This window comes from Ruegeria sp. AL12, from assembly GCF_056540885.1.
Map to the genome: position 1 here is coordinate 974,215 of NZ_JBQFXN010000001.1, position 21,159 is coordinate 995,373.

25 protein-coding genes are annotated in these 21,159 nt (G+C 58.1%); 9 read left to right on the forward strand and 16 right to left on the reverse strand.

Translation table 11 applies throughout. The features are described from left to right. Positions 1–55: 55 nt before the first annotated feature. On the reverse strand, positions 56–541 hold the full coding sequence (rpsI, locus tag ACR0C6_RS04910; protein ID WP_152457951.1) for a 30S ribosomal protein S9: 486 nt from the start codon (positions 539–541) through the stop codon (positions 56–58). 6 nt (positions 542–547) lie between these two features. Next, a complete protein-coding gene (gene rplM / locus ACR0C6_RS04915; RefSeq protein ID WP_170354147.1) occupies positions 548–1,006 on the reverse strand; it encodes a 50S ribosomal protein L13 in 459 nt (152 codons plus the stop codon). A 243-nt stretch (positions 1,007–1,249) separates the two neighbouring features. Between rplM and ACR0C6_RS04920 the strand changes: the two genes are divergently transcribed. Further along, complete coding sequence (locus tag ACR0C6_RS04920) at positions 1,250–1,615, forward strand: nuclear transport factor 2 family protein (RefSeq protein ID WP_480445101.1); 366 nt, start codon at positions 1,250–1,252, stop codon at positions 1,613–1,615. Between the two features lie 3 nt (positions 1,616–1,618). Here the strand turns inward: ACR0C6_RS04920 and ACR0C6_RS04925 are convergent, their stop codons facing one another. Continuing rightward, a complete protein-coding gene (locus tag ACR0C6_RS04925) occupies positions 1,619–3,022 on the reverse strand; it encodes an aminotransferase-like domain-containing protein (RefSeq protein ID WP_480618481.1) in 1,404 nt (467 codons plus the stop codon). A gap of 99 nt (positions 3,023–3,121) precedes the next feature. Between ACR0C6_RS04925 and ACR0C6_RS04930 the strand changes: the two genes are divergently transcribed. Continuing rightward, complete coding sequence (locus ACR0C6_RS04930; RefSeq protein ID WP_171115969.1) at positions 3,122–3,349, forward strand: DUF1127 domain-containing protein; 228 nt, start codon at positions 3,122–3,124, stop codon at positions 3,347–3,349. Positions 3,350–3,410: 61 nt separating this feature from the next. Here the strand turns inward: ACR0C6_RS04930 and ACR0C6_RS04935 are convergent, their stop codons facing one another. Further along, positions 3,411–3,854 (reverse strand): PaaI family thioesterase, encoded by a 444-nt coding sequence (locus tag ACR0C6_RS04935; RefSeq protein ID WP_171228740.1) that lies wholly within the window; start codon positions 3,852–3,854, stop codon positions 3,411–3,413. Positions 3,855–3,912: 58 nt separating this feature from the next. Here ACR0C6_RS04935 and ACR0C6_RS04940 point away from each other — a divergent pair, with 58 nt between their 5' ends. From ACR0C6_RS04940 to gluQRS, 4 genes are all read left to right on the forward strand, one after another. Continuing rightward, positions 3,913–4,698: an enoyl-CoA hydratase gene (locus ACR0C6_RS04940; protein ID WP_480445097.1), complete on the forward strand. Its 786-nt coding sequence runs from the start codon at positions 3,913–3,915 to the stop codon at positions 4,696–4,698. A 253-nt stretch (positions 4,699–4,951) separates the two neighbouring features. Continuing rightward, positions 4,952–6,292 carry a methylenetetrahydrofolate--tRNA-(uracil(54)-C(5))-methyltransferase (FADH(2)-oxidizing) TrmFO gene (trmFO, locus tag ACR0C6_RS04945; RefSeq protein ID WP_171639517.1) on the forward strand — a complete coding sequence of 447 codons (1,341 nt, stop codon included), beginning with the start codon at positions 4,952–4,954 and terminating at the stop codon, positions 6,290–6,292. Positions 6,293–6,329: 37 nt separating this feature from the next. Beyond that, positions 6,330–6,944, forward strand: coding sequence for a class I SAM-dependent DNA methyltransferase (locus ACR0C6_RS04950; RefSeq protein ID WP_480618484.1), 615 nt, complete (start codon positions 6,330–6,332; stop codon positions 6,942–6,944). Next, positions 6,941–7,822 carry a tRNA glutamyl-Q(34) synthetase GluQRS gene (gene gluQRS / locus ACR0C6_RS04955; protein WP_480618486.1) on the forward strand — a complete coding sequence of 294 codons (882 nt, stop codon included), beginning with the start codon at positions 6,941–6,943 and terminating at the stop codon, positions 7,820–7,822. Before ACR0C6_RS04950 ends, gluQRS begins: the two co-directional genes overlap by 4 nt. A gap of 10 nt (positions 7,823–7,832) precedes the next feature. Here the strand turns inward: gluQRS and hisI are convergent, their stop codons facing one another. Next, positions 7,833–8,222 carry a phosphoribosyl-AMP cyclohydrolase gene (gene hisI / locus ACR0C6_RS04960; RefSeq protein WP_152457941.1) on the reverse strand — a complete coding sequence of 130 codons (390 nt, stop codon included), beginning with the start codon at positions 8,220–8,222 and terminating at the stop codon, positions 7,833–7,835. Between the two features lie 48 nt (positions 8,223–8,270). Here hisI and ACR0C6_RS04965 point away from each other — a divergent pair, with 48 nt between their 5' ends. Both ACR0C6_RS04965 and ACR0C6_RS04970 read left to right on the forward strand, forming a co-directional pair. After that, a complete protein-coding gene (locus ACR0C6_RS04965) occupies positions 8,271–8,723 on the forward strand; it encodes an iron-sulfur cluster assembly scaffold protein (protein ID WP_480445091.1) in 453 nt (150 codons plus the stop codon). Between the two features lie 59 nt (positions 8,724–8,782). After that, a complete protein-coding gene (locus ACR0C6_RS04970) occupies positions 8,783–9,421 on the forward strand; it encodes a MarC family protein (RefSeq protein ID WP_152457939.1) in 639 nt (212 codons plus the stop codon). 184 nt (positions 9,422–9,605) lie between these two features. On the opposite strand, the gene ACR0C6_RS04975 is transcribed toward ACR0C6_RS04970, so the two are convergent. The 5 genes from ACR0C6_RS04975 to sciP all read right to left on the reverse strand — a co-directional run bounded on the left by ACR0C6_RS04975 (position 9,606) and on the right by sciP (position 15,400). Then, positions 9,606–9,728, reverse strand: a complete 123-nt coding sequence (locus tag ACR0C6_RS04975; RefSeq protein WP_256367496.1) for a hypothetical protein — start codon at positions 9,726–9,728, stop codon at positions 9,606–9,608. A 112-nt stretch (positions 9,729–9,840) separates the two neighbouring features. Further along, positions 9,841–11,931: an ATP-dependent DNA helicase RecG gene (recG, locus tag ACR0C6_RS04980; RefSeq protein WP_480618489.1), complete on the reverse strand. Its 2,091-nt coding sequence runs from the start codon at positions 11,929–11,931 to the stop codon at positions 9,841–9,843. Then, the gene (gene ligA / locus ACR0C6_RS04985) at positions 11,928–14,180 is read right to left on the reverse strand and encodes an NAD-dependent DNA ligase LigA (RefSeq protein WP_480618491.1); all 2,253 of its coding nucleotides are present in this window, start codon (positions 14,178–14,180) and stop codon (positions 11,928–11,930) included. The genes recG and ligA overlap by 4 nt, the downstream gene beginning before the upstream one ends. Positions 14,181–14,303: 123 nt before the next feature. Continuing rightward, on the reverse strand, positions 14,304–15,020 hold the full coding sequence (gene ctrA, locus ACR0C6_RS04990; protein WP_152457936.1) for a response regulator transcription factor CtrA: 717 nt from the start codon (positions 15,018–15,020) through the stop codon (positions 14,304–14,306). An 86-nt stretch (positions 15,021–15,106) separates the two neighbouring features. After that, a complete protein-coding gene (gene sciP / locus ACR0C6_RS04995; protein ID WP_480618492.1) occupies positions 15,107–15,400 on the reverse strand; it encodes a CtrA inhibitor SciP in 294 nt (97 codons plus the stop codon). 128 nt (positions 15,401–15,528) lie between these two features. Here sciP and mnmA point away from each other — a divergent pair, with 128 nt between their 5' ends. Then, positions 15,529–16,674 carry a tRNA 2-thiouridine(34) synthase MnmA gene (gene mnmA, locus ACR0C6_RS05000; RefSeq protein ID WP_480445086.1) on the forward strand — a complete coding sequence of 382 codons (1,146 nt, stop codon included), beginning with the start codon at positions 15,529–15,531 and terminating at the stop codon, positions 16,672–16,674. On the opposite strand, the gene ACR0C6_RS05005 is transcribed toward mnmA, so the two are convergent. The 6 genes from ACR0C6_RS05005 to fabZ form a co-directional block, all read right to left on the reverse strand. Further along, the gene (locus ACR0C6_RS05005; protein WP_480618494.1) at positions 16,671–17,216 is read right to left on the reverse strand and encodes a carboxymuconolactone decarboxylase family protein; all 546 of its coding nucleotides are present in this window, start codon (positions 17,214–17,216) and stop codon (positions 16,671–16,673) included. The two genes, mnmA and ACR0C6_RS05005, sit on opposite strands and share 4 nt — an antisense overlap. A gap of 100 nt (positions 17,217–17,316) precedes the next feature. Then, positions 17,317–17,892, reverse strand: a complete 576-nt coding sequence (locus ACR0C6_RS05010; RefSeq protein WP_480618496.1) for a hypothetical protein — start codon at positions 17,890–17,892, stop codon at positions 17,317–17,319. Further along, positions 17,885–19,051 carry a lipid-A-disaccharide synthase gene (lpxB, locus tag ACR0C6_RS05015; protein WP_480618498.1) on the reverse strand — a complete coding sequence of 389 codons (1,167 nt, stop codon included), beginning with the start codon at positions 19,049–19,051 and terminating at the stop codon, positions 17,885–17,887. The genes ACR0C6_RS05010 and lpxB overlap by 8 nt, the downstream gene beginning before the upstream one ends. Further along, positions 19,051–19,845, reverse strand: a complete 795-nt coding sequence (locus tag ACR0C6_RS05020) for an LpxI family protein (RefSeq protein WP_480618500.1) — start codon at positions 19,843–19,845, stop codon at positions 19,051–19,053. The genes lpxB and ACR0C6_RS05020 overlap by 1 nt, the downstream gene beginning before the upstream one ends. A gap of 4 nt (positions 19,846–19,849) precedes the next feature. After that, positions 19,850–20,635, reverse strand: coding sequence for an acyl-ACP--UDP-N-acetylglucosamine O-acyltransferase (gene lpxA, locus ACR0C6_RS05025; protein WP_480445082.1), 786 nt, complete (start codon positions 20,633–20,635; stop codon positions 19,850–19,852). Next, complete coding sequence (gene fabZ, locus ACR0C6_RS05030) at positions 20,632–21,105, reverse strand: 3-hydroxyacyl-ACP dehydratase FabZ (RefSeq protein ID WP_152457928.1); 474 nt, start codon at positions 21,103–21,105, stop codon at positions 20,632–20,634. Before fabZ ends, lpxA begins: the two co-directional genes overlap by 4 nt. Positions 21,106–21,159 lie beyond the last annotated feature (54 nt).

Below are 21,159 nucleotides of genomic sequence, written 5' to 3' on the forward strand. Positions count from 1 at the left end.
AATGCAAAAGGGCTCGCAATTGCGAGCCCTTTCTTTGTTGGGTGTCCCCGGCGAATTAACGCTTGGAGAACTGGAACGAACGGCGGGCTTTGCGCTTACCGAATTTCTTACGTTCCACAACGCGGCTGTCGCGGGTCAGGAAGCCAGCAGCTTTCAGAGCACCACGCAGGTTCGGATCGTACAGTTGCAGCGCCTTCGAGATGCCGTGCTTGACCGCACCGGCCTGACCGGTCAGGCCACCGCCTTTGACAGTGGCGACAACGTCGAACTCGCCTTCGACACCAGCAACCTGAAACGGCTGGCGCAGGATCAGTTGCAGAACGGGGCGTGCAAAATAGACATCCTGATCCTTCCCGTTCACGGTGACCTTGCCGGAACCCGGCTTGATCCAAACGCGGGCAACAGCGTCTTTACGCTTGCCGGTGGCATAGGAACGGCCCAGTTCGTCACGTACGGGTTCACGCACGATGACTTCTTCGGCCACGGTTTCAACGCCTGCGACGGCGCTCAGCTCTTCGAGAGTATTGATCTGATCAGCCATCGGTCATTAGCTCCGGGTGTTTTTCTTGTTCATGGACTTGACGTCCAGAACTTCGGGCGCTTGCGCCTCGTGGGGATGCTCGGCACCGGCATAAACGCGCAGGTTGGTCATCTGCTTGCGCGCCAGGCGGTTGCCCGGCAGCATGCGCTTGACCGCCTGGGTCACGACGCGCTCGGGGTGTGCACCTTCCAGGATCTGCTGTTTGGTGCGCGACTTGATGCCGCCCGGGTGGCCAGTGTGCCAGTAGAAGTTTTCTTCGCGCTTCTTGCCGGTCATCTGGATCTTGTCAGCGTTGATCACGATGACGTTGTCGCCCATGTCCATGTTCGGGGTGAACGACGCTTTGTGCTTGCCACGCAGGCGCATGGCGACGATCGAGGCGAGACGGCCCAGAACAACGCCCTCGGCGTCGATCAGGATCCATTTCTTGTCGATGTCTGCAGGTGTTGCAGAAAAGGTTTTCATGGCAGGATAGTCCTGTTTGATGTGAAAGACCGCCCCAAGCGAGGCGGCCCGAATTCGATGGATGCGTATCTAGACACGCATGACCGCCACGTCAAGCGACCAAACGCCATTTAAAATGTTTTAAAACAATGGCTTGTTAAATAGGTATTATTTTACCCCACAATTTCAGCACGAAAATCGCTTCAATTTCGACACTCTGATACACTCGGTTGGAATTGATCATGCCCAACCACGGAGGATCACATGCAGGATTTGACGCGCAAGATTGAAAACTATGGCGCGGCCTGGCAGGAAAAGTCCGCCGATAAACGGCTTGCGCTTCTGACCCGGTGCTTTGCGGAAAACGGTCGGTACGTGGATCCGACAGCCGATGTTTCAGGCCGTGAACAGTTGAGTGCACATATCGGCGAAGTCCTTTTGACTTCGAATGGGCGTGTCGAAATCACCAGCAGTCCTGTGTCGCACCATGATGTCATCCACTTCACGTGGCATATGGTGGCCCCCGACGGCGCAATCATGGTGGCCGGGCATGATTTCATTCGATTGGACGAGGACGGAAAAATTGCCCATCTGGCCGGATTCTTTGGCGACCCGCCGCCGCTGAGTTGAATGCTAGACGCTGATCTGTTCAGGCGGATTGTCCAGCAAAGCGCGCAACCTCAGCATTGCGTCCTCGAACCGTTCCAACGAAACGTGGCCATTCATTGCGATGCGTACGGCGTTTGGCGCGCGCCCGTCGCGCAGGGCAAACTCATCCGCTGATCTGAGTTGAATGCCTTCCCGCTCTGCCGCGCGGCTGAACGCGGCAGACCGCCACCCCGATGGCAGGTTCAGCCAGATAAAAGGCACATCCGGTGCCCAGTTCAGATCGAACCCACCCAGCGCATTGACGGTGATCCGAACATAATCGCCCATCCGTTTGCGCACATCCTGAGCAATCTGGCGGGTACGCGGATCCGACAGCAGCAGCCGGGTCAGTTCGGCCAAGGGTTGAGCCAGGCCAAAATACCCATATTCGGCCGATCGGCGCAGATCGGCGCTGCGATCCTTTGGGGCAATGGCAAAGCCAACGCGCAAAGCCGGTGTGAGTATCTTTGAAATGGACGACACGTGCCAGCCCCGCTCGGGTGCAAGCGCGCGATAACTGGGTTCGCGCGCCTCCCCCATGCGATAGCAATCGTCCTCCACGATCTGAAGGTCGAAGCGCCGGGCGACGTCCACGACCTCTTTCCTGCGTGCCAGCGGCGTGTGGATGCCGGTGGGGTTCTGAACTTCTGGCGAGACGCAAACGGCCTGAGCATTGGTTTGCCGCAAAACATGCTCCATCGACGCCGGATCGATGCCCCATTTGTCCATCTTGACGCCAATGACTTCGGCGCGCATCAACTCTCCGGCCCGACGAAACCCGGCGTAAGAGAGGTCTTCAACCAACACGATTGGTTTGGGTCCGCGCAGGATGGTCTGGAACACCAGACACAATCCGTTCTGCCCGCCATGGGTCAAGACGATGTCATCATGGGTCAGCGGGCCCAGCGGCAAATCCGACAGCCAATCCACGACCGATTGCCTCATGGGTTGATACGCGTCCCGCGTGGGGTAATTCAGAAACAACCCGGGATCAGCTTGCGAAACCTTTTGCAGGCATTCCCGGATGAGCGCGACCTGCCCCGCATCCGGCAAACGCGGGCTGAACAGGCTGACATTGGCGTTGTGCTTATCTTCCCTCAGATGCAGTTGCCTGGCCCAGACATCATCCAGAATCGGTGATTTCGGCGGGGCCACAAATGTACCGCGCCCAACCTCGGCATGGAGCAAGCCTTCGTCCGTCAGGATCGTATAGGCACGTGCGACTGTACCAGGTGTGATTTGCAGGCGATACGCCAGTTCACGAACCGGCGGAAGCTTGGCGCCAACATCTAATTTCTTGTCACCAATGGCTTTTCTTATTGCGTCAGCAACCAATGTGTATTTCGGACCCTTGGATTTTGGCAGAGCCTCCGGCCAAATTGTATCCATTACAATTCTTCCTTTGCCTTTGACACAATTTCGAATGTATCAAATTTATGTACCAAGCAATACTGTTTTGTGTCAATACAATTTGAAAGGAATTCCGAGATGACACGCACAATGCACACCACCGCCCTTCTGCTGCTGAACGACAGCCCACGGCTGCCTCTGCTCGCGGCTCTGGCCGTGCGGTTTGCGGCGGCGGTCACTCAATGGGAACGCCGTCGCCGCAGTCGCGTCAATCTGAGCTATCTGGATGACCGTCTGCTTCAGGACGTCGGGCTGACCCGCCATCAGGCTGGCCGGGAAACAAAGCGCTTTTTCTGGCAGCCCTGACTGATCCCCAGTCCCAGTTATTGGGACCTCTTCCTGGGCCGGGGCCTGTCCCCGGCCTTTTTTATCCGAAATTCGCGGCAGCTGACCCTGCTGGCGGCAGGGAATAGGTCATCGTTGCCCGTGCAACCGGAAGATCACTGCCTTCCGAATATAAAAGCACATCCCCAACGGCCAGTGTTTTTCCCAGCTTCAACAAACGACAGGCCGCAATCATATCGGCGCCGCCTTCCGGCTTGCGCAGGAAATCAAAGGAACTGTTGGTGGTAACGGCCAGTGACTGACGCCCTTTTCGTGCCAGAACCATCGCATAGACACTGACATCGGCAAGCCCGAACATCGACGGGCCGGAAACCGTGCCCCCGGGGCGCAGATGTTGATCCTGAACCACAAGGCGCATGGTGATCGTGTCTTCGGTCAAATCTTCAACGACGAAATCCTTGTGCACCTGCGGGAACACCTCTTTGAGGTATTGTGACAGTTCGTCCCGATTCATTGCCAAAGCCATACTTCCCCTCCTGCTCTTGCCGACCTAGAGTTGGCCCAACTTGGGAACGGAGGGCAAGATGGCAATTCTGGAACGTTACGACACGGGCGCGGTGGCACGGCTGACACTGAACGCCCCGGACCGGCTGAACGCATTGAGTGATGAGATGCTGGCTGCGCTGCAAGCCGAACTTGATGCGCTGCGCGACGACGGCTCGATTCGGGCCGTAGTCCTGTCAGGGGCGGGAAAGGCGTTTTGCGCCGGGCATGACCTGAAGCAGATGACGGCCGGACGCCAATCCGAAGATGGTGGCAAAGCTTACTTTCAAGATCTCTTTTCCCGTTGCGCCCGGATGATGATGTCGATCCAGTCCCTGCCGCAACCCGTTATCGCGCAAGTCCATGGCATTGCGACCGCCGCCGGATGTCAGCTGGTTGCAACCTGCGATATGGCGGTGGCCGCAGAAGGAACACGGTTTGGCGTCAACGGGGTCAATATCGGCCTGTTCTGTTCCACGCCGATGGTGGCTCTCAGCCGCAACATCCCCAGAAAGCAGGCATTGGAAATGCTGACCACCGGCGAATTCATTTCAGCAGAGCGCGCCGCCGAATTGGGGCTGGTAAATCGCGTCGTTCCAGAAGCGCTGCTGGAACAAGAAGCCAACGGGCTTGCGGAACTGGTCGCATCCAAGCTTGGCGTCGCCGTGAAGATCGGCAAAGAAGCGTTCTATCAACAGCTGCAAATGCCTTTGGACCAAGCTTATGCCTATACCGGAGACGCAATGGCGCAGAATATGTTGTACCGCGATACAGAAGAAGGCATTTCCGCCTTTATTGAAAAGCGCCCCCCGAATTGGACCCAATGACGCAATTGTTTTGAACATTTTTTGCCACTGTCTTCATTTTTGCACTTTTCAAAAGGGCAACTCTGTGGCAAAGCTGGGTCGGGGCCAAGGCCTCAAGACACTTTTGGGTCGCCGTGGGCGGAAGGTCCCTCCAGCTGGTCTCTCTCACCAGCGCTGACATTCCCGCAGCGGCGACCCCAAGACCCCTCCAGCAAATCAGTCACATACAATACGGCAGTTGCGCTTGTGTGTGCGGTGCCCTATGTGGCTGCACATGACACAAGTTTTGCATATCGTCGGCGGTGGAATGGCCGGGTCCGAAGCGGCCTGGCAAGCCGCTGAAATGGGCGTTGACGTGATCATTCATGAAATGCGCCCCACCGTTGGCACCTTCGCACATCAGACAGGAAACCTGGCGGAAATGGTGTGTTCAAACTCGTTCCGATCGGATGATGATGAACAGAATGCCGTCGGTCTGCTGCACTGGGAAATGCGAGTAGCCAATGGGTTGATCATGACAACCGCCGACGCGCACAGGCTTCCTGCAGGGGGGGCTCTGGCCGTGGATCGCGACCCGTTTGCCGAAACGGTCACCGCAAAACTGCGCGCCCACCCACGCGTGAGCGTCACCGATCAGGAAGTCACCTCGCTGCCTGATGACGGCCATTGGATATTTGCGACCGGCCCGTTGACCTCACCCGCATTGGGGGAAGCCATCCGGGCGGAAACGGGATCGGACGCGCTGGCGTTCTTCGATGCAATCGCGCCCATTGTCTATGCCGACAGCATCGACATGAGCAAAGCGTGGATGCAATCCCGGTATGACAAAGGCGAGACCGAGGAAGAACGCACGGCTTACCTGAACTGCCCGATGGACCGTGATCAATACGAGGCTTTCATCGACGCCCTTCTGGCAGCGGAAAAAACCGAGTTTCACGAAGGTGAGACCGCAGGCTATTTTGATGGCTGCCTTCCCATTGAAGTCATGGCCGAACGCGGGCGCGAGACACTGCGCCATGGTCCGATGAAGCCTGTTGGGCTGACAAACCCTCATGCGCCTGACGTCAAACCCCATGCCGTGGTTCAGTTGCGGCGCGATAACGCGTTGGGCACATTGTTCAACATCGTGGGGTTTCAGACCAAGATGAAACACGGCGCCCAGACCGACGTGTTCCGCATGATCCCCGGCCTGGAAAACGCCAGCTTTGCCCGGCTGGGCGGCATCCACCGCAACACGTTCATCAACTCTCCTACCCTGCTCGATGCACAGATGCGCTTGAAATCCAAGCCCAACATCCGCTTTGCCGGCCAGATTACGGGCGTCGAAGGCTATGTTGAAAGCGCCGCGATGGGATTGCTTGCCGGTCGCATGGCCGCCGCGGAAATACAGGGTCGTGATTTGCCTGAAGTACCCAAAGACAGTGCAATGGGTGCGTTGATCCATCACATTACCGGCGGGGCCGAAGCCAAGACGTTTCAGCCGATGAACGTAAACTTTGGCCTGTTCCGCCCCGTGGACGGCCTGAAAGGCGGGCGGCGCGGCCGGAAGGACCGGTACAAGGCCTATACCGATCGTGCCAAGACAGAATGGCAAACCTGGTTGGATCAATGCTGACTGGACGCGCGGCGTGATCTCGGCCTAGCATGACGGGATGAGCGACAAGTTCCTGAACAGCACCTACGATCTCGACACGCCTGAAGACACTGAAACGCATTACCAGAACTGGGCCGCGACCTATGAAAAAGAGGTCGCGGAACAGGGATATGCAACCCCGGGACGGGTGGCCGCGGCTTTGTGGCAATTCCACCCTCACCCCCAAACGCCGATTCTGGACTTCGGCTGCGGAACGGGGCTTTCCGGTCTCGCCTTGCGGGCGGCGGGATTTGAGGTCATCGATGGTATCGATCCCACCCCCAAAATGCTGGAAGAGGCAGAGGCCAAGGGTGTTTACCGAAGTTTGACCGGGTTTGACATCACCAAACCGGCCCCGCTCAGGCGCGGCGCGTATTCGGTGATCACCGCCATCGGTGTCATCGGTCAGGGCGCGGCCCCGCCCGAGACATTCGACCAGTTGATGCACACCTTGCCCAAAGGTGGGTTGCTGGCGTTTTCCCTGAACGATCATGCGCTGAAAGATCACAAATTCACCTGCCGACTGACGGATTGGGTCGACATGGGTGCCGCGCGTTTGTTATTTCGTGAACACGGGCCGCACTTGCCCGGCATCAACCTTAACTCTGACGTGTATGTTATAGAAAAAGCGTGACTTTCGTAACGCGTTTCGCGCCATCCCCGACTGGCCCGCTTCACCTTGGGCACGCGTATTCTGCGATGATCGCCAGCGACATGGCCAGATCCGAACACGGCCGGTTCTTGCTTCGCATCGAAGATATCGATCGGTCCCGCTCGCGTCCGCATTGGGAGGATCAGATCTATGATGACCTCAATTGGTTGGGGCTGACATGGCCGGAACCGGTGCTGCGTCAATCAGATCGGCTGAGTATCTATGATCGCGCGTTGGAGCGGTTGTGGATGAAAGGTCTTCTGTATCCTTGCCTGTGCAATCGCAAAGATATTGCCGCCGCCGCAAGCGCGCCCCAGGAAGGCGCGCCCTTGCTTGGGCCAGACGGAATTATCTATCCCGGAACGTGTCGAAAAATCAACCAGGGCATAGACTTAAGTCAAAACCCTCACCCAAGGGACCAGGTGTTGCGACTGGATGTTACCAAGGCCTGTCGAACAATCCACGATCCGGCCAAATTCCAATTCTTGGAACTGGGCTCCGGCCCCGGTGGCGAAACAGGAACAATTTCTTTCACCCCGGATGAGTTGGAAACCAATGTCGGCGATATCGTACTGGCCCGCCGCGACATGGGCACGTCCTACCATTTGTCCGTCGTTCTTGACGACGCTGCCCAGGGGATCACCCATGTAGTCCGAGGTCAGGATCTGTTCGAAGCCACCCGCATCCATGTGCTGCTTCAGGTGTTGTTGGATTTGCCGACGCCTGCGTATTATCATCACGATCTGATCCGCGATGACGCCGGCAAACGGCTGGCGAAACGCGACGATGCGCGTGCCATCGCGAAATACCGGGCCGATGGTGCCAGCCCGGCAGACATCCGGCATATGGTGGGGCTTTGATCTGGCTCAGTTACGCCATCGGGGCCATCAGTTCGGTCTCGGCCCCGTCCCGCACCGCAGTATAAAAGCACGTCCGGCGGTTGGTGTGACAGGCAGCACCGGTTTGACGCACCAGAACCAACAGGCAATCGCGGTCACAGTCGATGCGGAAATCCACCAGTTCCTGCACATGGCCCGAGGTTTCGCCCTTGATCCAGAAAGACTGGCGCGAGCGCGACCAATAGGTCACCCTACCCGTTTCCAGCGTCTTTTCAATGGCCTGTGCGTTCATCCATGCCATCATCAGCACTTCGCCCGACACCTCATCCTGCGCAATTGCCGGAATCAGTCCCGCCTCGTTATATTTCAGAGTTGATGGATCAAACGCGACGGGGTGAGACATGACAAAAACCTTTTGCATCCGTTGGGTTGGTCACTATGTATGAGGAACACACGACGAGGGAAAGCCATGAGCGGCGAGAACGACCTGATCAAGCTGTATTCCGGACGCATTCTGGCGTTGGCGGCGGACATCCCGCATCTGGATCGGTTGGAAAACCCGGATGCAACGGTCAAGAAACGCTCGCCTCTTTGCGGCTCTACCGTGACGGTTGATCTGAAGGTTCAGGATGGACGTGTCAGCGCCTTCGGGCAGGATGTCAAAGCCTGCGCGCTGGGACAGGCCTCGGCTTCGGTGGTTGGCGACGCGATCATTGGTGCCACGCGCGCGCAGGTCGAAGCAGCGCGCGATCAGCTTGCGGCCATGTTGAAAAAGGACGGCCCCGCCCCGGATGCGCCGTTTGACGGTCTTGAGGTCCTGATGCCGGCGCGGGACTACAAGAACCGCCACGCGTCAATTCTGCTGGTGCTGGATGCCGCCGCCGAAGCCATGGCGCAGGCCGAACAGGCAGATTGCGCCTGATCATAGCTATTTGATGTAAACCCGTTTACCTTCCGCTTAAATTTAAGGAGGGATGGGTTTTGGAAAATCTACTCGAGCATTTTGTAACTCTTTGGGTCGTGATTGACCCGATTGGAACTATTCCCGTTTTCATTGCCGTCACTGCGGGGCTAGAGGCCGCCGCGCGTCGCAAAACAGCTTTGTTGGCATCGATAATAAGCGCCGGCGTCCTTTTGTTCTTTCTCGTGTTTGGGCAATTGCTGATCGAAGCGCTGGATATTGGACTGAATTCATTTCAGGTCGCAGGCGGCATCATCCTGTTTCTGTTCGCTCTGACCATGATCTTTGGCGAAAGCAAACAAGACATAGAACAGCGTCAGGCCGAAGAGGATCAGGAAGATAAGTATCACAAGCAGAATCCCGCGATATTTCCTCTTGCTGTTCCATCTCTGGCCTCGCCCGGCGCGATGCTTGCAGTGGTGATCCTGACGGACAACCATAGATACAGTGCAGCCGATCAGGGGATTACCGCATTGGTCATGCTGTCGGTTTTGGTAGTTGCCTTCGTTCTCATGCTTCTGGCCGAACCGATCATCCGCCTGATTGGCCATTCAGGAGCAGCGATCATCAGCCGTATCATGGGGATGATCCTAGCCTCGGTCGCGGTCAATTCGGTCCTGTCCGCATTGCTTGAGATTTTCAAAACCGGCCAGTTGTAAAAAAACCGCCGCACCTTCCGGGCGAAAGGGCGGCGGCAGGCATTGCGTGTCTCGCGTGGGGTCCGGAGTACCGCACGGGGCCGAGGCAAGGCCCCTCAAGGGGTTTGGGACAGGCAGGTCACCCTTGACTGAAATGGGGATGACAGCGCGGTTTTTTTCGGCACGAGATCGCAGGCAGAAAGGTTTAGAAGCCAACCGGCAGGTGCAAGGCGACCATCAGGATCACGACCAGAGACATCACGCCCACGGCATCCTGTAGGATCGTCGATTGTGAGCGGCTGAATACGGTCTTGATCTGGGTCAGCATAGGGTCACCTCCGGTCAGAGCTTTAATCCTTTGTTGACCTTTTGTTCTCATATTTACCCGAGTCGGTAAAGAACTTTTTAAGAACATTTGTGAACTTTCTGGAACTTTTGGCCTAACCCACTGAAATCAAACGGATCGCCTGATCCTGCTTCATCAGCCACAAAAGTACGCGTGCCGCGCGCCCCCGGTCCGAGGTCAGCTTGGGATCCGCATTCAGCAATGCCCGGGCATCGGATTGGGCCACGGCCATCAAGCCGGCCTGACGCTCGAGATCCGCAATGCGGAACTTTGGCAGACCGGACTGCGCAGTTCCGATCAGATCCCCGGCGCCGCGCATCTCCAGATCGGTTTCCGAAATACGGAACCCGTCTTCGGTTTCACGCAGAACCTCCAGCCTTTTGCGCCCCCCCTCGCTGAGCGGCGGCTGATACATCAACAAACACGTCGATTCCGCATCACCCCGGCCCACGCGGCCGCGCAATTGATGCAGTTGGGCCAGACCAAAGATTTCGGCCCGTTCGATGACCATGATCGTGGCATTGGGCACATTGACCCCCACTTCTATGACGGTCGTGGCCACAAGAACCTTGGTGTCCCCGTTCTGGAATGCGGACATTGCCGCGTCTTTTTCCGACGGCGGCATTTGCCCGTGAACCAGCCCGACCACACCTTCGCCCAATATGGCACGCAAGCGTTTGAACCGTTCTTCAGCAGCCGTCAGGTCTGAAACCTCGGATTCATCGACCAAGGGGCAGACCCAATAGCATTGCCGCCCCTCATCAATCGCCCGGCGCAGATGCGACACGACCTCGTCCATGCGCTGCGTACTGACAATCGCTGTCTTGATCGGTTTGCGCCCCGGCGGCTTTTCGTCCAGCACCGACACATCCATATCGCCATATTGCGCCAGCGCCAGACTTCGTGGAATCGGGGTCGCGGTCATCACCAAGACATCCGCGCCCTGCCCTTTTTCCGACAACTCCATCCTCTGGCGCACGCCAAACCGGTGCTGTTCATCAACTACGGCCAAGCGCAGCGCTTTGAATTCAACATCACTCTGAAACGCGGCATGGGTGCCGACCAGAATTTGGATATTGCCTTTTTTCAAAGCCTCAAGCTTGGCGCGCCGCTCTGCGCCCTTGTCACGCCCGGTGAGCAATTCCAGCACCACTCCGGCCTCTTCCGCTAGCGGACGCAACCCTTCCAGGTGCTGGCGGGCGAGTATCTCGGTCGGGGCCATCATCACGCCCTGCCCTTTGGCCTCGACTGCAATCAGAAGGGCCATGAAGGCCACTAATGTCTTGCCGGCCCCCACGTCACCCTGCAACAATCGGTTCATGCGGGAATCCGATGCCATATCGGCGGCGATTTCCTCGATCGCGCGGCTTTGTGCGCTGGTCGGACGATAAGGAAGGCTAGCCAACACCCTGGATTGCAACGCGCCAGTCCCTACGCTGACGACACCACGGGATTTCCGCTCTCGCTGACGCGCCAGAGCCAGCGTCATCTGATGCGCAAACAGCTCGTCATAGGCCAGACGCTGACGCGCGGGCGCAAATGGTGACACATCATCAGCCCCCTGAGGATTGTGGCCGGCACGAATTGCCGAGATCCAATCCGGCCAGTTTTGCTGTGCCATCTGCGCCGGGTCGATCCATTCCGCCAGCTCTGGCGCCCGCGCCAATGCGCTGCGGGTGGCCTTGAACGCCGTCTTTTGAGTCAGCCCCTGTGTCAGATGGTATACCGGTTCAAACTCCGGAATTTCACTGGCTTGCTCGACCGGCAACATATGATCCGGATGCACCATCTGAGCCATGCCGTCGAACAGCTCCAGCTTGCCCGAGATCACACGGCGGGCGCCCTGAGGCAGCACTTTTTTCAGATAGTCCCCGCGCGCGTGGAAGAAAACCAGCTGAAAATCGGCCTGGCTGTCTTCGACATGCACGCGGTATGCGCCACCCTTGTTTCGAGGCGGCCTGTGTGGGCCGACCGTCACTTCGACCGTCAACGTCGCAGGCAGATCGACGCCCTGAATCGTCTCTCGCCGACGTCGGTCGACGACCGCATAAGGCAGGCCGAACAGAACGTCGCGTGGGCTCTCAACGCCGGCCTGTTGCAAGACGTGCGCGGTCTTGGGGCCGACGCCCTCGAGTGTCTCAAGCCCCGCAAACAGCGGGAACAGCTGTTCCGGCCTCCCGCTCATGCGCCTTCGATCAGCTGCAACCAGCCATCCTCATCCAGAGTTTCGATACCCAGCTCTGCCGCTTTCCTGGCTTTCGAACCCGCTCCGGGTCCGGCGACCAGAATGTCGGTTTTCTTGCTGACGGAACCGGAAACCTTCGCTCCCAACGCTTCGGCCCGTGCCTTTGCCTCGGCGCGGGTCATCTTTTCCAGAGTACCGGTGAACACAACCGTCTTGCCAGCCACAGGGCTGTCTGAGGCGGGCGCATCAGGTGCGACGATTGTCAGTTCCTTGCGCAACGTATCGAACGCGCGCCTCTCTTCCACGTTCGAAAACGCATCGGACAGGGACAGACCCAGCGTTGCGCCGATCCCGTCTATTCCGATCAATTCAGCCCAGGCGGCATTGGCATCGGGCGGAACGCGCGCCGCGGTTATGGCCGCATCCCGCACTTCCTTGACACGTGCCCGACGACCTTCTGCCAGCGCGGCCGCCCGTTCGGCATCCTCGACCTCATCCGCTTGCCGCTGCGCCAAAGCCGCAGGGCGGGCGGTGTCCAGGGCCTGCGTCATGGTCTCCCAATCGCGGTAAAACAGCGCCAGATCGCGCGCTCCGACCTCGCCGACATGTCGAATGCCCAATGCGAACAACAGGCGCGCAAACGGAATGGTCCGCTTTTCGTCGATCGCGGCAAACAGGTTTCTGGCCGAGGTTTCCCCCCACCCATCCCGGTTTTTCAGCCGTGCCAGATTGGCCCTGTCACGCTGCTCCAATGTAAAGATATCCGCCGGAGTCTTTATCGGAAGGTTCGGATCATCATAGAACATCTCGATCTGTTTTGCACCAAGGCCTTCTATGTCAAACGCCTTGCGCGAGACGAAATGTTTCAGCTTTTCAACGGCCTGCGCGGGGCAGATCAAGCCACCGGTGCAGCGGCGGACCGCATCGCCCTCTTCACGGATCGCCTCGCTTTGACATTCCGGACAGCGCGTCGGAAAGACAAAGGGTTGCGAACCGGCCGGGCGTTTGGACAGATCAACATCTGACAGTTTCGGAATCACATCCCCGGCGCGGTATACCTGAACCCAATCGCCGACACGAATATCCTTGCCATCGCGGATCGTGCCGCCCTTGGCATCGCGCCCCGCGATATAATCTTCGTTGTGCAATGTGGCGTTGGACACAACAACACCGCCCACCGTCACCGGATGCAACCGGGCAACCGGGCTAAGCGCGCCTGTACGACCGACCTGAATGTCGATCGCCTCCAGCCTCGTCCAGGCCAGTTCGGCCGGGAACTTGTGAGCAATCGCCCATCGCGGCGTGGTTGAGCGGAACCCCAAACGCGCCTGAAGCGACAGATCATTCACCTTGTATACAACCCCGTCGATGTCATAGCCCAAGGTGGAACGTTGCGCTTCGATATCCCGGTAATGCTCCAGCATCTCTGGCGTCGTTTTGCACAGGCGGGTCAGGGGGTTCGTCGAAAATCCAAGTGATTTCAACCGCTCGATCGCCCCCATCTGCGAGTCGGACAATGGCTCTGAAACCTCTCCCCAAGCATAAGCAAAGAAACGCAACGGGCGCGAGCGCGTGATTTCCGGATCCAGTTGCCGCAAAGACCCCGCCGCCGCGTTTCTTGGATTGGCAAAGGGTTTTCCGCCGCGCTCTGCCTGCCGCGCGTTCAACGCCTCGAAATCCGCGTGAGACATGTAAACCTCACCCCTGACTTCCAGAACCTCTGGCGCGTTTTTCAGGTGCCGCGGAATATCAGATACCGTGCGGGCATTGGCCGTTACGTTTTCACCGACTTCACCATCTCCGCGCGTGGCAGCCTGAACAAGCTGTCCGTTTTCATACCGCAATGACAGCGACAGGCCATCAATCTTGGGTTCGGCGGTGTAGGCCAGACTTTCACCAGACCCAAGGCCCAGGTATTTCCGGATCGACCTGTCGAAATCGGCCACGTCGTCATCATCGAAAGCGTTGCCCAGCGACATCATGCGCACGGCGTGCGTGACCTTCGAAAAACCATCAGCAGGCTTTGCACCCACTTGATCCGTCGGGCTGTCGGGACGTTTGAGATGAGGGAAGCGCGCCTCTATCTCGGCATTGCGCCGTTTGAGAGCGTCATAGTCGGCATCCGACATGTCAGGCGCATCAGCCGTGTGATACAGCGTGTTTGCTTTCGACAATAGTTCGGCCAGACGTGCAAGCTCGGCACGCGCCTCATCTTCCGTCAGCTCGGATATGGAAATTAAGTTGCTCATGGCCTCGCCCTGTCACGCGTACTTGGACCTCAGTGATAGGGCGAGGCCATGGCCAGGTCCAGACGTGCTGAGCCGTGAGTGCAATGTGCCGCCCTGGACCACCGGCGGCACGGGTGGTTCAATTCAAAGCCCGACCGCCATCCGTGTTTCGTCCAGCGTGTTGCTTTGCGGATCTCGCAGCACATAGCCACGGCCCCAGACGGTTTCGATATAGTTCTCTCCGCCGGTCGCATTGCTGAGCTTTTTGCGCAGTTTGCAGATGAACACATCGATGATTTTCAGTTCAGGTTCATCCATGCCGCCATACAGGTGGTTCAGAAACATTTCCTTGGTCAGAGTCGTTCCCTTGCGCAGGCTGAGCAGCTCGAGCATCTGGTATTCCTTGCCGGTCAAATGAACCGTCTTGCCATCCACTTCCACGGTTTTTGCATCAAGGTTCACCGCAATCCGCCCTGTATGAATGATCGATTGCGAATGCCCTTTGGAACGGCGGATGATGGCATGGATGCGTGCCACCAGTTCTTCGCGATGGAAAGGCTTGGTCAGATAATCATCGGCGCCAAAGCCGAATCCCTTGATCTTGCTTTCGGTATCATCAGCACCGGACAAAATCAGAATCGGCGTTTCCACCCTGGCGATCCGCAACTGGCGCAGAACCTCATGCCCGTTCATGTCCGGCAGGTTCAAATCCAGCAAGATCAGGTCGTAGTCATAGAGTTTCGCCAGATCGATTCCTTCTTCGCCAAGATCCGTCGCATAGACGTTAAGGTTCGCATGCGTCAGCATTAGCTCGATGCTTTTGGACGTGGTCGGATCATCCTCGACTAGAAGTATGCGCATTTTTCACTGCTCCAATTCGGGTCAATAATTCCAATTAAAATTAAACCTGACCAAGAATGGTTAATCTGACGTTACCGTTGAATCATTTATTCACGCTCTCCTTTAGGTTGTCGATACTTTTTTAGCGCCGTCGCCTTCAATGCCTCGGCGCCGTGTTCCGCGACCAAAGAAACCCAACCGTTGAATTCTTCGTCGCTCAGGCCGTATTTCTTTTTTGCGTCAGACAGGCTGATCAGCCCGTAAAGCACGCCACGCACGACAAGAATCTTGCGTGACGCCACCCATCGCCTGGTGTTCGCCGGCGGCAAATCCGCATGCGTCAAAATGGATCCATCCGGCAGAGCAACAGACCTTAGCCCTTCAACTTTGTGCAAATACATCACTTTACCCTTCTTGCTGCACCAAAGCTGCCCTCAGCCTACTTAAAGTCGCGTGAAACCGCCCCTTGAGAGTGTGTAGAATTTTCCTATATTCTGCCGGTCTTTCTTAACCCGGACTGGAATCTGCAATGGCCCTCGATACCGAGACCCCGCTGAACTCGCTTGGCTTTGCCAAACCACCCTCGGAAACGCGGGTCGTTGTGGCGATGTCGGGGGGCGTCGACAGTTCCGTTGTCGCGGCCTATCTGGCCGATCAGGGCTATGATGTGGTCGGTGTGACTTTGCAGCTATATGACCACGGCGCGGCATTGGCCAAGAAAGGTGCCTGTTGCGCTGGAATCGATATTCATGATGCGCGACGCGTGGCGGAAGAGCGGGGATTTCCGCATTACGTTCTGGATTACGAGAACATCTTCAAGGATGCCGTGATCGACGAGTTTGCCGACAGCTATCTGGCAGGCGCGACGCCGGTTCCCTGCATCCGCTGCAACGAGCGCGTGAAATTCAAGGACCTTCTGGAAACCGCCAAGGATCTCGAAGCAGACTGCATGGCCACCGGCCATTACATTCAGCGCAAGATGGGCGCCAACGGACCGGAACTGCACAGCGCCGAAGACGCCAATCGCGATCAGTCCTATTTCCTGTTCTCGACCACGCCAGAGCAATTGAGTTTTCTGCGCTTCCCGCTGGGCCACCTGCCGTCAAAAGACGCAACCCGTGAGATGGCGGCGCAGTATGGGCTGTCGGTGGCGGACAAGCCCGACAGCCAGGATATCTGCTTCGTGCCCGACGGCAACTATGCCAGCGTCATCGAAAAACTGCGCCCCGGAGCCGCGGAACCCGGCGAGATCGTTCACGCCGATGGCCGCGTACTGGCGCAGCACAACGGCGTGATCCACTATACGATCGGGCAACGTCGCGGTCTTGGCATCGGCGGCCTTAGCGAGCCGCTTTACGTCGTCAAACTGGACGTCGACAAAAAGCAGGTCGTTGTCGGCCCGAAAGAGATGCTGGCAACGCGCGTCGTTCCGGTGCGCGAGATCAACTGGCTGGGCGATGAACCCTTTTCGTCACGCGATGAATGGCATCTGTCCGTCAAAGTCCGCTCGACCCGCCCGCCGCGCGAGGCAATCATTCGGCCGCTGTCGGACACCACGGCCGAGGTCGAACTGCTGACCCCCGAGGAAGGCATCTCGCCCGGGCAGGCCTGTGTATTTTACGCAAACGAAGGCAGCCGCGTGTTCGGCGGCGGCTGGATCTGGCGTGGGTATTAGGCTGAAACCGGCTCGACCTCGGGTTCGATCTGAATCTGCAATGCATCGTTGAACCGATTGAACGCACCGCACAAGGCGATGCGCCAGGTCAGCTCGACGATCTGGGCATCGGTGAACCATTCCCTCAGATCCGCCACTTCGGCATCCTTCATGCGGCCCGACCGGATCGTCACGGCTTCGGCATAGCGCACGACCGCCTTGTCACAGGCATCCAGTTCCGGATGATCCTCGACGTCCGGCAGACGCGCCGCCCCTTCGGGGCTCAGCCCCGCCACGGTCAGCAGCGGTGTGTGATGCGAGACGCAATAATCGCAGGCATTCAGTTTTGAAACCGTCACCATCGCCAGCTCCAACGCACGGCGCGGCAAGTTCTCTTGCTCTCGCAGGGTTGTCAGCATTCCCGTGACCTGGTTCAGAACCGGAGGGCAATACGCAGCGACGCGGGCCCAGTTGTCAAATGGGCCATAGGCACCCAATGCAGCGTGGGACGCGCGCGCGTCGGCGGTCATTTCCTGATCCGACAAAGGGGGGATGCGGGTCATGTCGAAAACTCCTTTTCTGGGGCACGATACCTTGGACCTGCGTTCCTGCAAAAGACCTTTGCAGGTCACATATGCGAGACGAAGTGCTCTCTTTGCCGGGTCACACCATATCGGTGGGAGAGTTGAAGAGAATATAGAGCCCGACGCAGACCATGATATATGGCGCAATCCGATCCAGCCGGGCAACGCGCGGGCCAAGGCTTTTGGCGTGGGGCGCCCCCCATGCCGCAACAACAACCAGCAAGGCGGCCGCGCTGGCGGCACCGATCAACGCCACGACCCGATAGGACGGCGCCGAATCCGCAAGCAGAGGGGTCATTACCGCAAAACTGTCTATCGAGAGGCTCAGGAAAAGCGTCACCACCGACGTCACCGCCCCTTTTGACTCCGCACCTTCGGGGTCCGCCTCGCGAAACTGATACCAGATCCCACGCAAGCCAAACACCAGTGGGACAAGGCCAAGATAGCCGATCCAAAACGGAAGGCCGCTCTGGTTCAGGCCCACGGCCACGGTCATGGCCAGGGATAGTACGATCGTCTGAGCGACGGCAAAGCCCACGATCGCACGGCGCTGTTCCATCACCAGAATCAAGCCCAACAAGACAGCCAGATTGTCCAGATTGGTAGAGATCATCGCGATCCCGGCAGAGACTGCAAACAGCGCGTGATCAAGCATTGCGTGGCTGCATTCTGTTCAAAACCGCCCGCGCCGCGCGCAAGCCGGGTGCTTCGCCCCCACGCCCCAACCTGTCCATGGTCAGGTTCATGGCTTGCTGTTGCGCATCGGGGGCGTCGGCGACATTTCGCAAGGCTTCGGCGATTTTTTGAGGCTGACAATCATCCAGCAGACATTCCGGCACGGCGCGTGTTTCCGAAACCAGATTGACCAATGTAACGGTGTCAAGCTTGACCATCCGTTCCGCCATTTTCTGCGTCAGCCAGTTGAGTTTGTACGCAATGACCATCGGCGTATTCTGCGCCGCAAGTTCCAGCGAAACCGTTCCCGAAGCAGCAAGGGCAAGATCTGCGGCGCCAAAGGCCGCTCGTTTGTCGGCCGTGGCTTGCTCTGCCCCCACCTGGCGCGGGTCCAGCACCACGGGGGTGCCAGGCCATTCTGGCACCAGGTCGTTTATCAGATCGGTTGTCGCACCTACGGTCGGGATCACCACGCGGTAATTCGGGTGGTCATCGAAAAACAACCGCGACGCGCCGCCGAAAGACTCTGCCAGACGTTCGATCTCACCCCGCCGAGACCCGGGCAAGGCCAGCAGGATCGGCGCATTGCCCAGATCAAAGCGGTGGCGGAAGGCGGCGATCTCATCTGGTGTTGCAATCGGTTCGCCAACCACTGGATGGCCGACAAAGTCGCATTCCATCCCTGCCCGCTCCATGTACGGAGGTTCAAAAGGAAGAAGCGCCAGCACATGGTCGATGACCTTTGCCATCTTGCCTGCACGCCCGGGGCGCCAGGCCCAGACACTGGGGGCAACATAATGCACGGTTCGGATGTTGCTGTCGGCTTTTACGATTTTGGCGACGCGCAAGCTGAAATCCGGGCTGTCTATGGTGATTAGAACATCCGGTTTCGTGTCCAGCACCGCCTGTGCCGTCTCGGAAATCCGCCGTTTCAGGTGGAAAAACTTCGGCAGCACTTCGACAAGCCCCATGACCGAGAGTTCGGACATCGGGAACCGGCTGCGCAGACCCTGCGCTTGCATCAGCTGGCCTCCCACACCGTCGAATTCAACCTCGGGCACCAGGGTTTTCAACCCCTCCATCAGCGCGCCGCCCAACCGGTCGCCCGAAGGTTCACCGGCGACCAGAAAGACACGCATCAGACCGCCCGCTCGCGGACATAGAGAAACAGACCCAGACGGTTGCATTCAGCGATGACACGCTCTTTTTCCAGAACCAGTACACCGCCTTTTTCCAAAACGATCCCGGACAAACCTGCCGCAACCGTGTCGGTAACGGTTTTCGGCCCGATGGCGGGCAAATCGGCGCGCCGATCCTGATCGGGTTTGGGACCTTTGAACAGAATGCCGCCGCCAGCGTCGGGGCGTTGGGTCAGGGATTGCAGCATCCACGCGGTGCCGAACACCCCCTCGATGGCCAGCGCCTGCCCTTTGGACACGGCACAAGCCTGCCCCGTATCCGCCGCCCCCATTGCCCGAAGAATCCCGGCGGCGCGGTCAGCGTCGGCCATGTCGGCGTCCGAGGGCTGAGCCTCGGTCAGACATCCCACAGGCGGCAACAAACCGGGCGCGATCTCATGCGCGGCCCTGAGGGTGAGGCCGGCCCCTTCAAGAATTCCGATCACGGCGCGCAAAGCTCCGTCATCCCCGGACAGGATGGCCTTTTGGATGATCGGAACCAATGGCAGCGTCGCGGCGTCGATGCGCGATGGGTCGATTGGCGGGCGCCGAACAGCGCCGGCCAGACAGATATCGGTCACGCCCCGCGCCTTCAGGTCAGCGATGAAACTGCCCAGCTGTTCCAGAGGAAACACGACATCCGCACTCAGGGTGTCCGGCAGAAACCCCTCCATCGCGCAGATCAGAGGACGTTCTGCCAACTGCGCAACAACTTCGGTCGGCAGCGCCCCGGTTCCCGCAATCAACGCAAGCATGACCCTATTTCCTCGGGGTCAGGAAGGATCGGTCACTGTGGCCGGTGACGAAATCCACGATCTGCTGCACATAGTGGCTTTCGTTGCCTTCACCGATCCGGCTGGCGCGATCCATAAAGGTGCCTTCGCCGTCGGACAATTCCTTGAAGGCCGCGCGCAGCGCCGAGATATCCTCACGCGATACACCCTTGCGCTTGAGACCGACGAGGTTAAGGCCATCCAGCTCACCCCTCGACGCCTGTACCAGGCCGTAAGGAATAACATCCTTGGGCACCATGGTCAGCGCGCCAATAATGGCCCCGCGTCCAACGCGCACCCATTGATGCAACCCCGAAATGCCACCGACGATCACGTCGTCTTCGACGATGCAATGCCCCGCCGCGCCGGCATGGTTCACCATGATCACACGGTTGCCGATCTGAACGTCATGGGCCACGTGAACACCCGCCATCAACAGACAGTCGTCACCGATCCGCGTGACCCCTCCGCCACCTTCCGTACCGGTATTGATTGTAACATGCTCGCGAATGCGGTTGCGTTTGCCAATCTCAAGCCGGGTGTTTTCGCCACTAAATTTCAGATCCTGAGGGATCTCACCAATCACCGAGAAATTGAACACAACGGTATCTTCGCCAATCGAGGTGTCGCCCGTCACGACCACATGCGATTTCAACTCGACCCGATCGCCCAGTTTCACCTGTGGGCCCACGTGGCAGAAGGGACCGATGATACAATCCTGTCCAATCTGCGCACCATCTTCAATAATTGCGCTGGGATGGACTCCGTTCATGTTGTTTTTTCCATATCCCAGTCGACATAGGCCGAGAATTCCGCCTCGGCGGCGACTTCGCCTTCGACTGTTGCGCGGCCGCTGAATTTGAACAGCTTTCCGCCTTTTTTTCCACGCACGGTTTCCACATGCATTTCCAGCACATCTCCGGGCACAACCTTGCGGCGGAATTTGCACTTGTCGATGCTCATGAAGTAAATCAACAACTCGGTGTCGATGACGTCCATTCCCACACCCAGCATCACACCGGCGGTCTGCGCCATTGCCTCGACAATGGTGACACCCGGCATGATCGGCGTACCGGGGAAATGCCCCTGAAAATGTGGTTCGTTCATGGTGACGTTTTTGATTCCACGCGCCGACTGATAGCCCGAGATATCTACCACCTTATCGACAAGCAAAAACGGATAGCGGTGCGGCAGAATCCTCTGGATTAGCTGAATGTCTGCGCTTTTGGTTTCAGTGCTCATGATGCAGATATCCCGTTTTGGATGTTTCTTTTTTTGCGTGGTTAGCAATACAGC

Excerpts from the sequence above, each read along its gene's own strand:
- ACR0C6_RS04930 (WP_171115969.1), top strand. The coding sequence starts at position 3,122 with ATGACACGCACAATGCACACCACCGCCCTTCTGCTGCTGAACGACAGC.
- ACR0C6_RS05020 (WP_480618500.1), bottom strand. The coding sequence starts at position 19,845 with ATGCTTGCGTTGATTGCGGGAACCGGGGCGCTGCCGACCGAAGTTGTT.
- ACR0C6_RS04925 (WP_480618481.1), bottom strand. The coding sequence starts at position 3,022 with ATGGATACAATTTGGCCGGAGGCTCTGCCAAAATCCAAGGGTCCGAAA.
- ACR0C6_RS05005 (WP_480618494.1), bottom strand. The coding sequence starts at position 17,216 with ATGACCCGCATCCCCCCTTTGTCGGATCAGGAAATGACCGCCGACGCG.
- rplM (WP_170354147.1), bottom strand. The coding sequence starts at position 1,006 with ATGAAAACCTTTTCTGCAACACCTGCAGACATCGACAAGAAATGGATC.
- lpxA (WP_480445082.1), bottom strand. The coding sequence starts at position 20,635 with ATGAACGGAGTCCATCCCAGCGCAATTATTGAAGATGGTGCGCAGATT.
- lpxB (WP_480618498.1), bottom strand. The coding sequence starts at position 19,051 with ATGCGTGTCTTTCTGGTCGCCGGTGAACCTTCGGGCGACCGGTTGGGC.
- ligA (WP_480618491.1), bottom strand. The coding sequence starts at position 14,180 with ATGAGCAACTTAATTTCCATATCCGAGCTGACGGAAGATGAGGCGCGT.
- recG (WP_480618489.1), bottom strand. The coding sequence starts at position 11,931 with ATGAGCGGGAGGCCGGAACAGCTGTTCCCGCTGTTTGCGGGGCTTGAG.
- mnmA (WP_480445086.1), top strand. The coding sequence starts at position 15,529 with ATGGCCCTCGATACCGAGACCCCGCTGAACTCGCTTGGCTTTGCCAAA.
- sciP (WP_480618492.1), bottom strand. The coding sequence starts at position 15,400 with ATGTATTTGCACAAAGTTGAAGGGCTAAGGTCTGTTGCTCTGCCGGAT.
- ACR0C6_RS05010 (WP_480618496.1), bottom strand. The coding sequence starts at position 17,892 with ATGCTTGATCACGCGCTGTTTGCAGTCTCTGCCGGGATCGCGATGATC.
- ACR0C6_RS04965 (WP_480445091.1), top strand. The coding sequence starts at position 8,271 with ATGAGCGGCGAGAACGACCTGATCAAGCTGTATTCCGGACGCATTCTG.
- fabZ (WP_152457928.1), bottom strand. The coding sequence starts at position 21,105 with ATGAGCACTGAAACCAAAAGCGCAGACATTCAGCTAATCCAGAGGATT.
- hisI (WP_152457941.1), bottom strand. The coding sequence starts at position 8,222 with ATGCAAAAGGTTTTTGTCATGTCTCACCCCGTCGCGTTTGATCCATCA.
- rpsI (WP_152457951.1), bottom strand. The coding sequence starts at position 541 with ATGGCTGATCAGATCAATACTCTCGAAGAGCTGAGCGCCGTCGCAGGC.
- trmFO (WP_171639517.1), top strand. The coding sequence starts at position 4,952 with ATGACACAAGTTTTGCATATCGTCGGCGGTGGAATGGCCGGGTCCGAA.
- ACR0C6_RS04940 (WP_480445097.1), top strand. The coding sequence starts at position 3,913 with ATGGCAATTCTGGAACGTTACGACACGGGCGCGGTGGCACGGCTGACA.
- ACR0C6_RS04920 (WP_480445101.1), top strand. The coding sequence starts at position 1,250 with ATGCAGGATTTGACGCGCAAGATTGAAAACTATGGCGCGGCCTGGCAG.
- ACR0C6_RS04950 (WP_480618484.1), top strand. The coding sequence starts at position 6,330 with ATGAGCGACAAGTTCCTGAACAGCACCTACGATCTCGACACGCCTGAA.
- ctrA (WP_152457936.1), bottom strand. The coding sequence starts at position 15,020 with ATGCGCATACTTCTAGTCGAGGATGATCCGACCACGTCCAAAAGCATC.
- ACR0C6_RS04935 (WP_171228740.1), bottom strand. The coding sequence starts at position 3,854 with ATGGCTTTGGCAATGAATCGGGACGAACTGTCACAATACCTCAAAGAG.
- ACR0C6_RS04975 (WP_256367496.1), bottom strand. The coding sequence starts at position 9,728 with ATGCTGACCCAGATCAAGACCGTATTCAGCCGCTCACAATCGACGATC.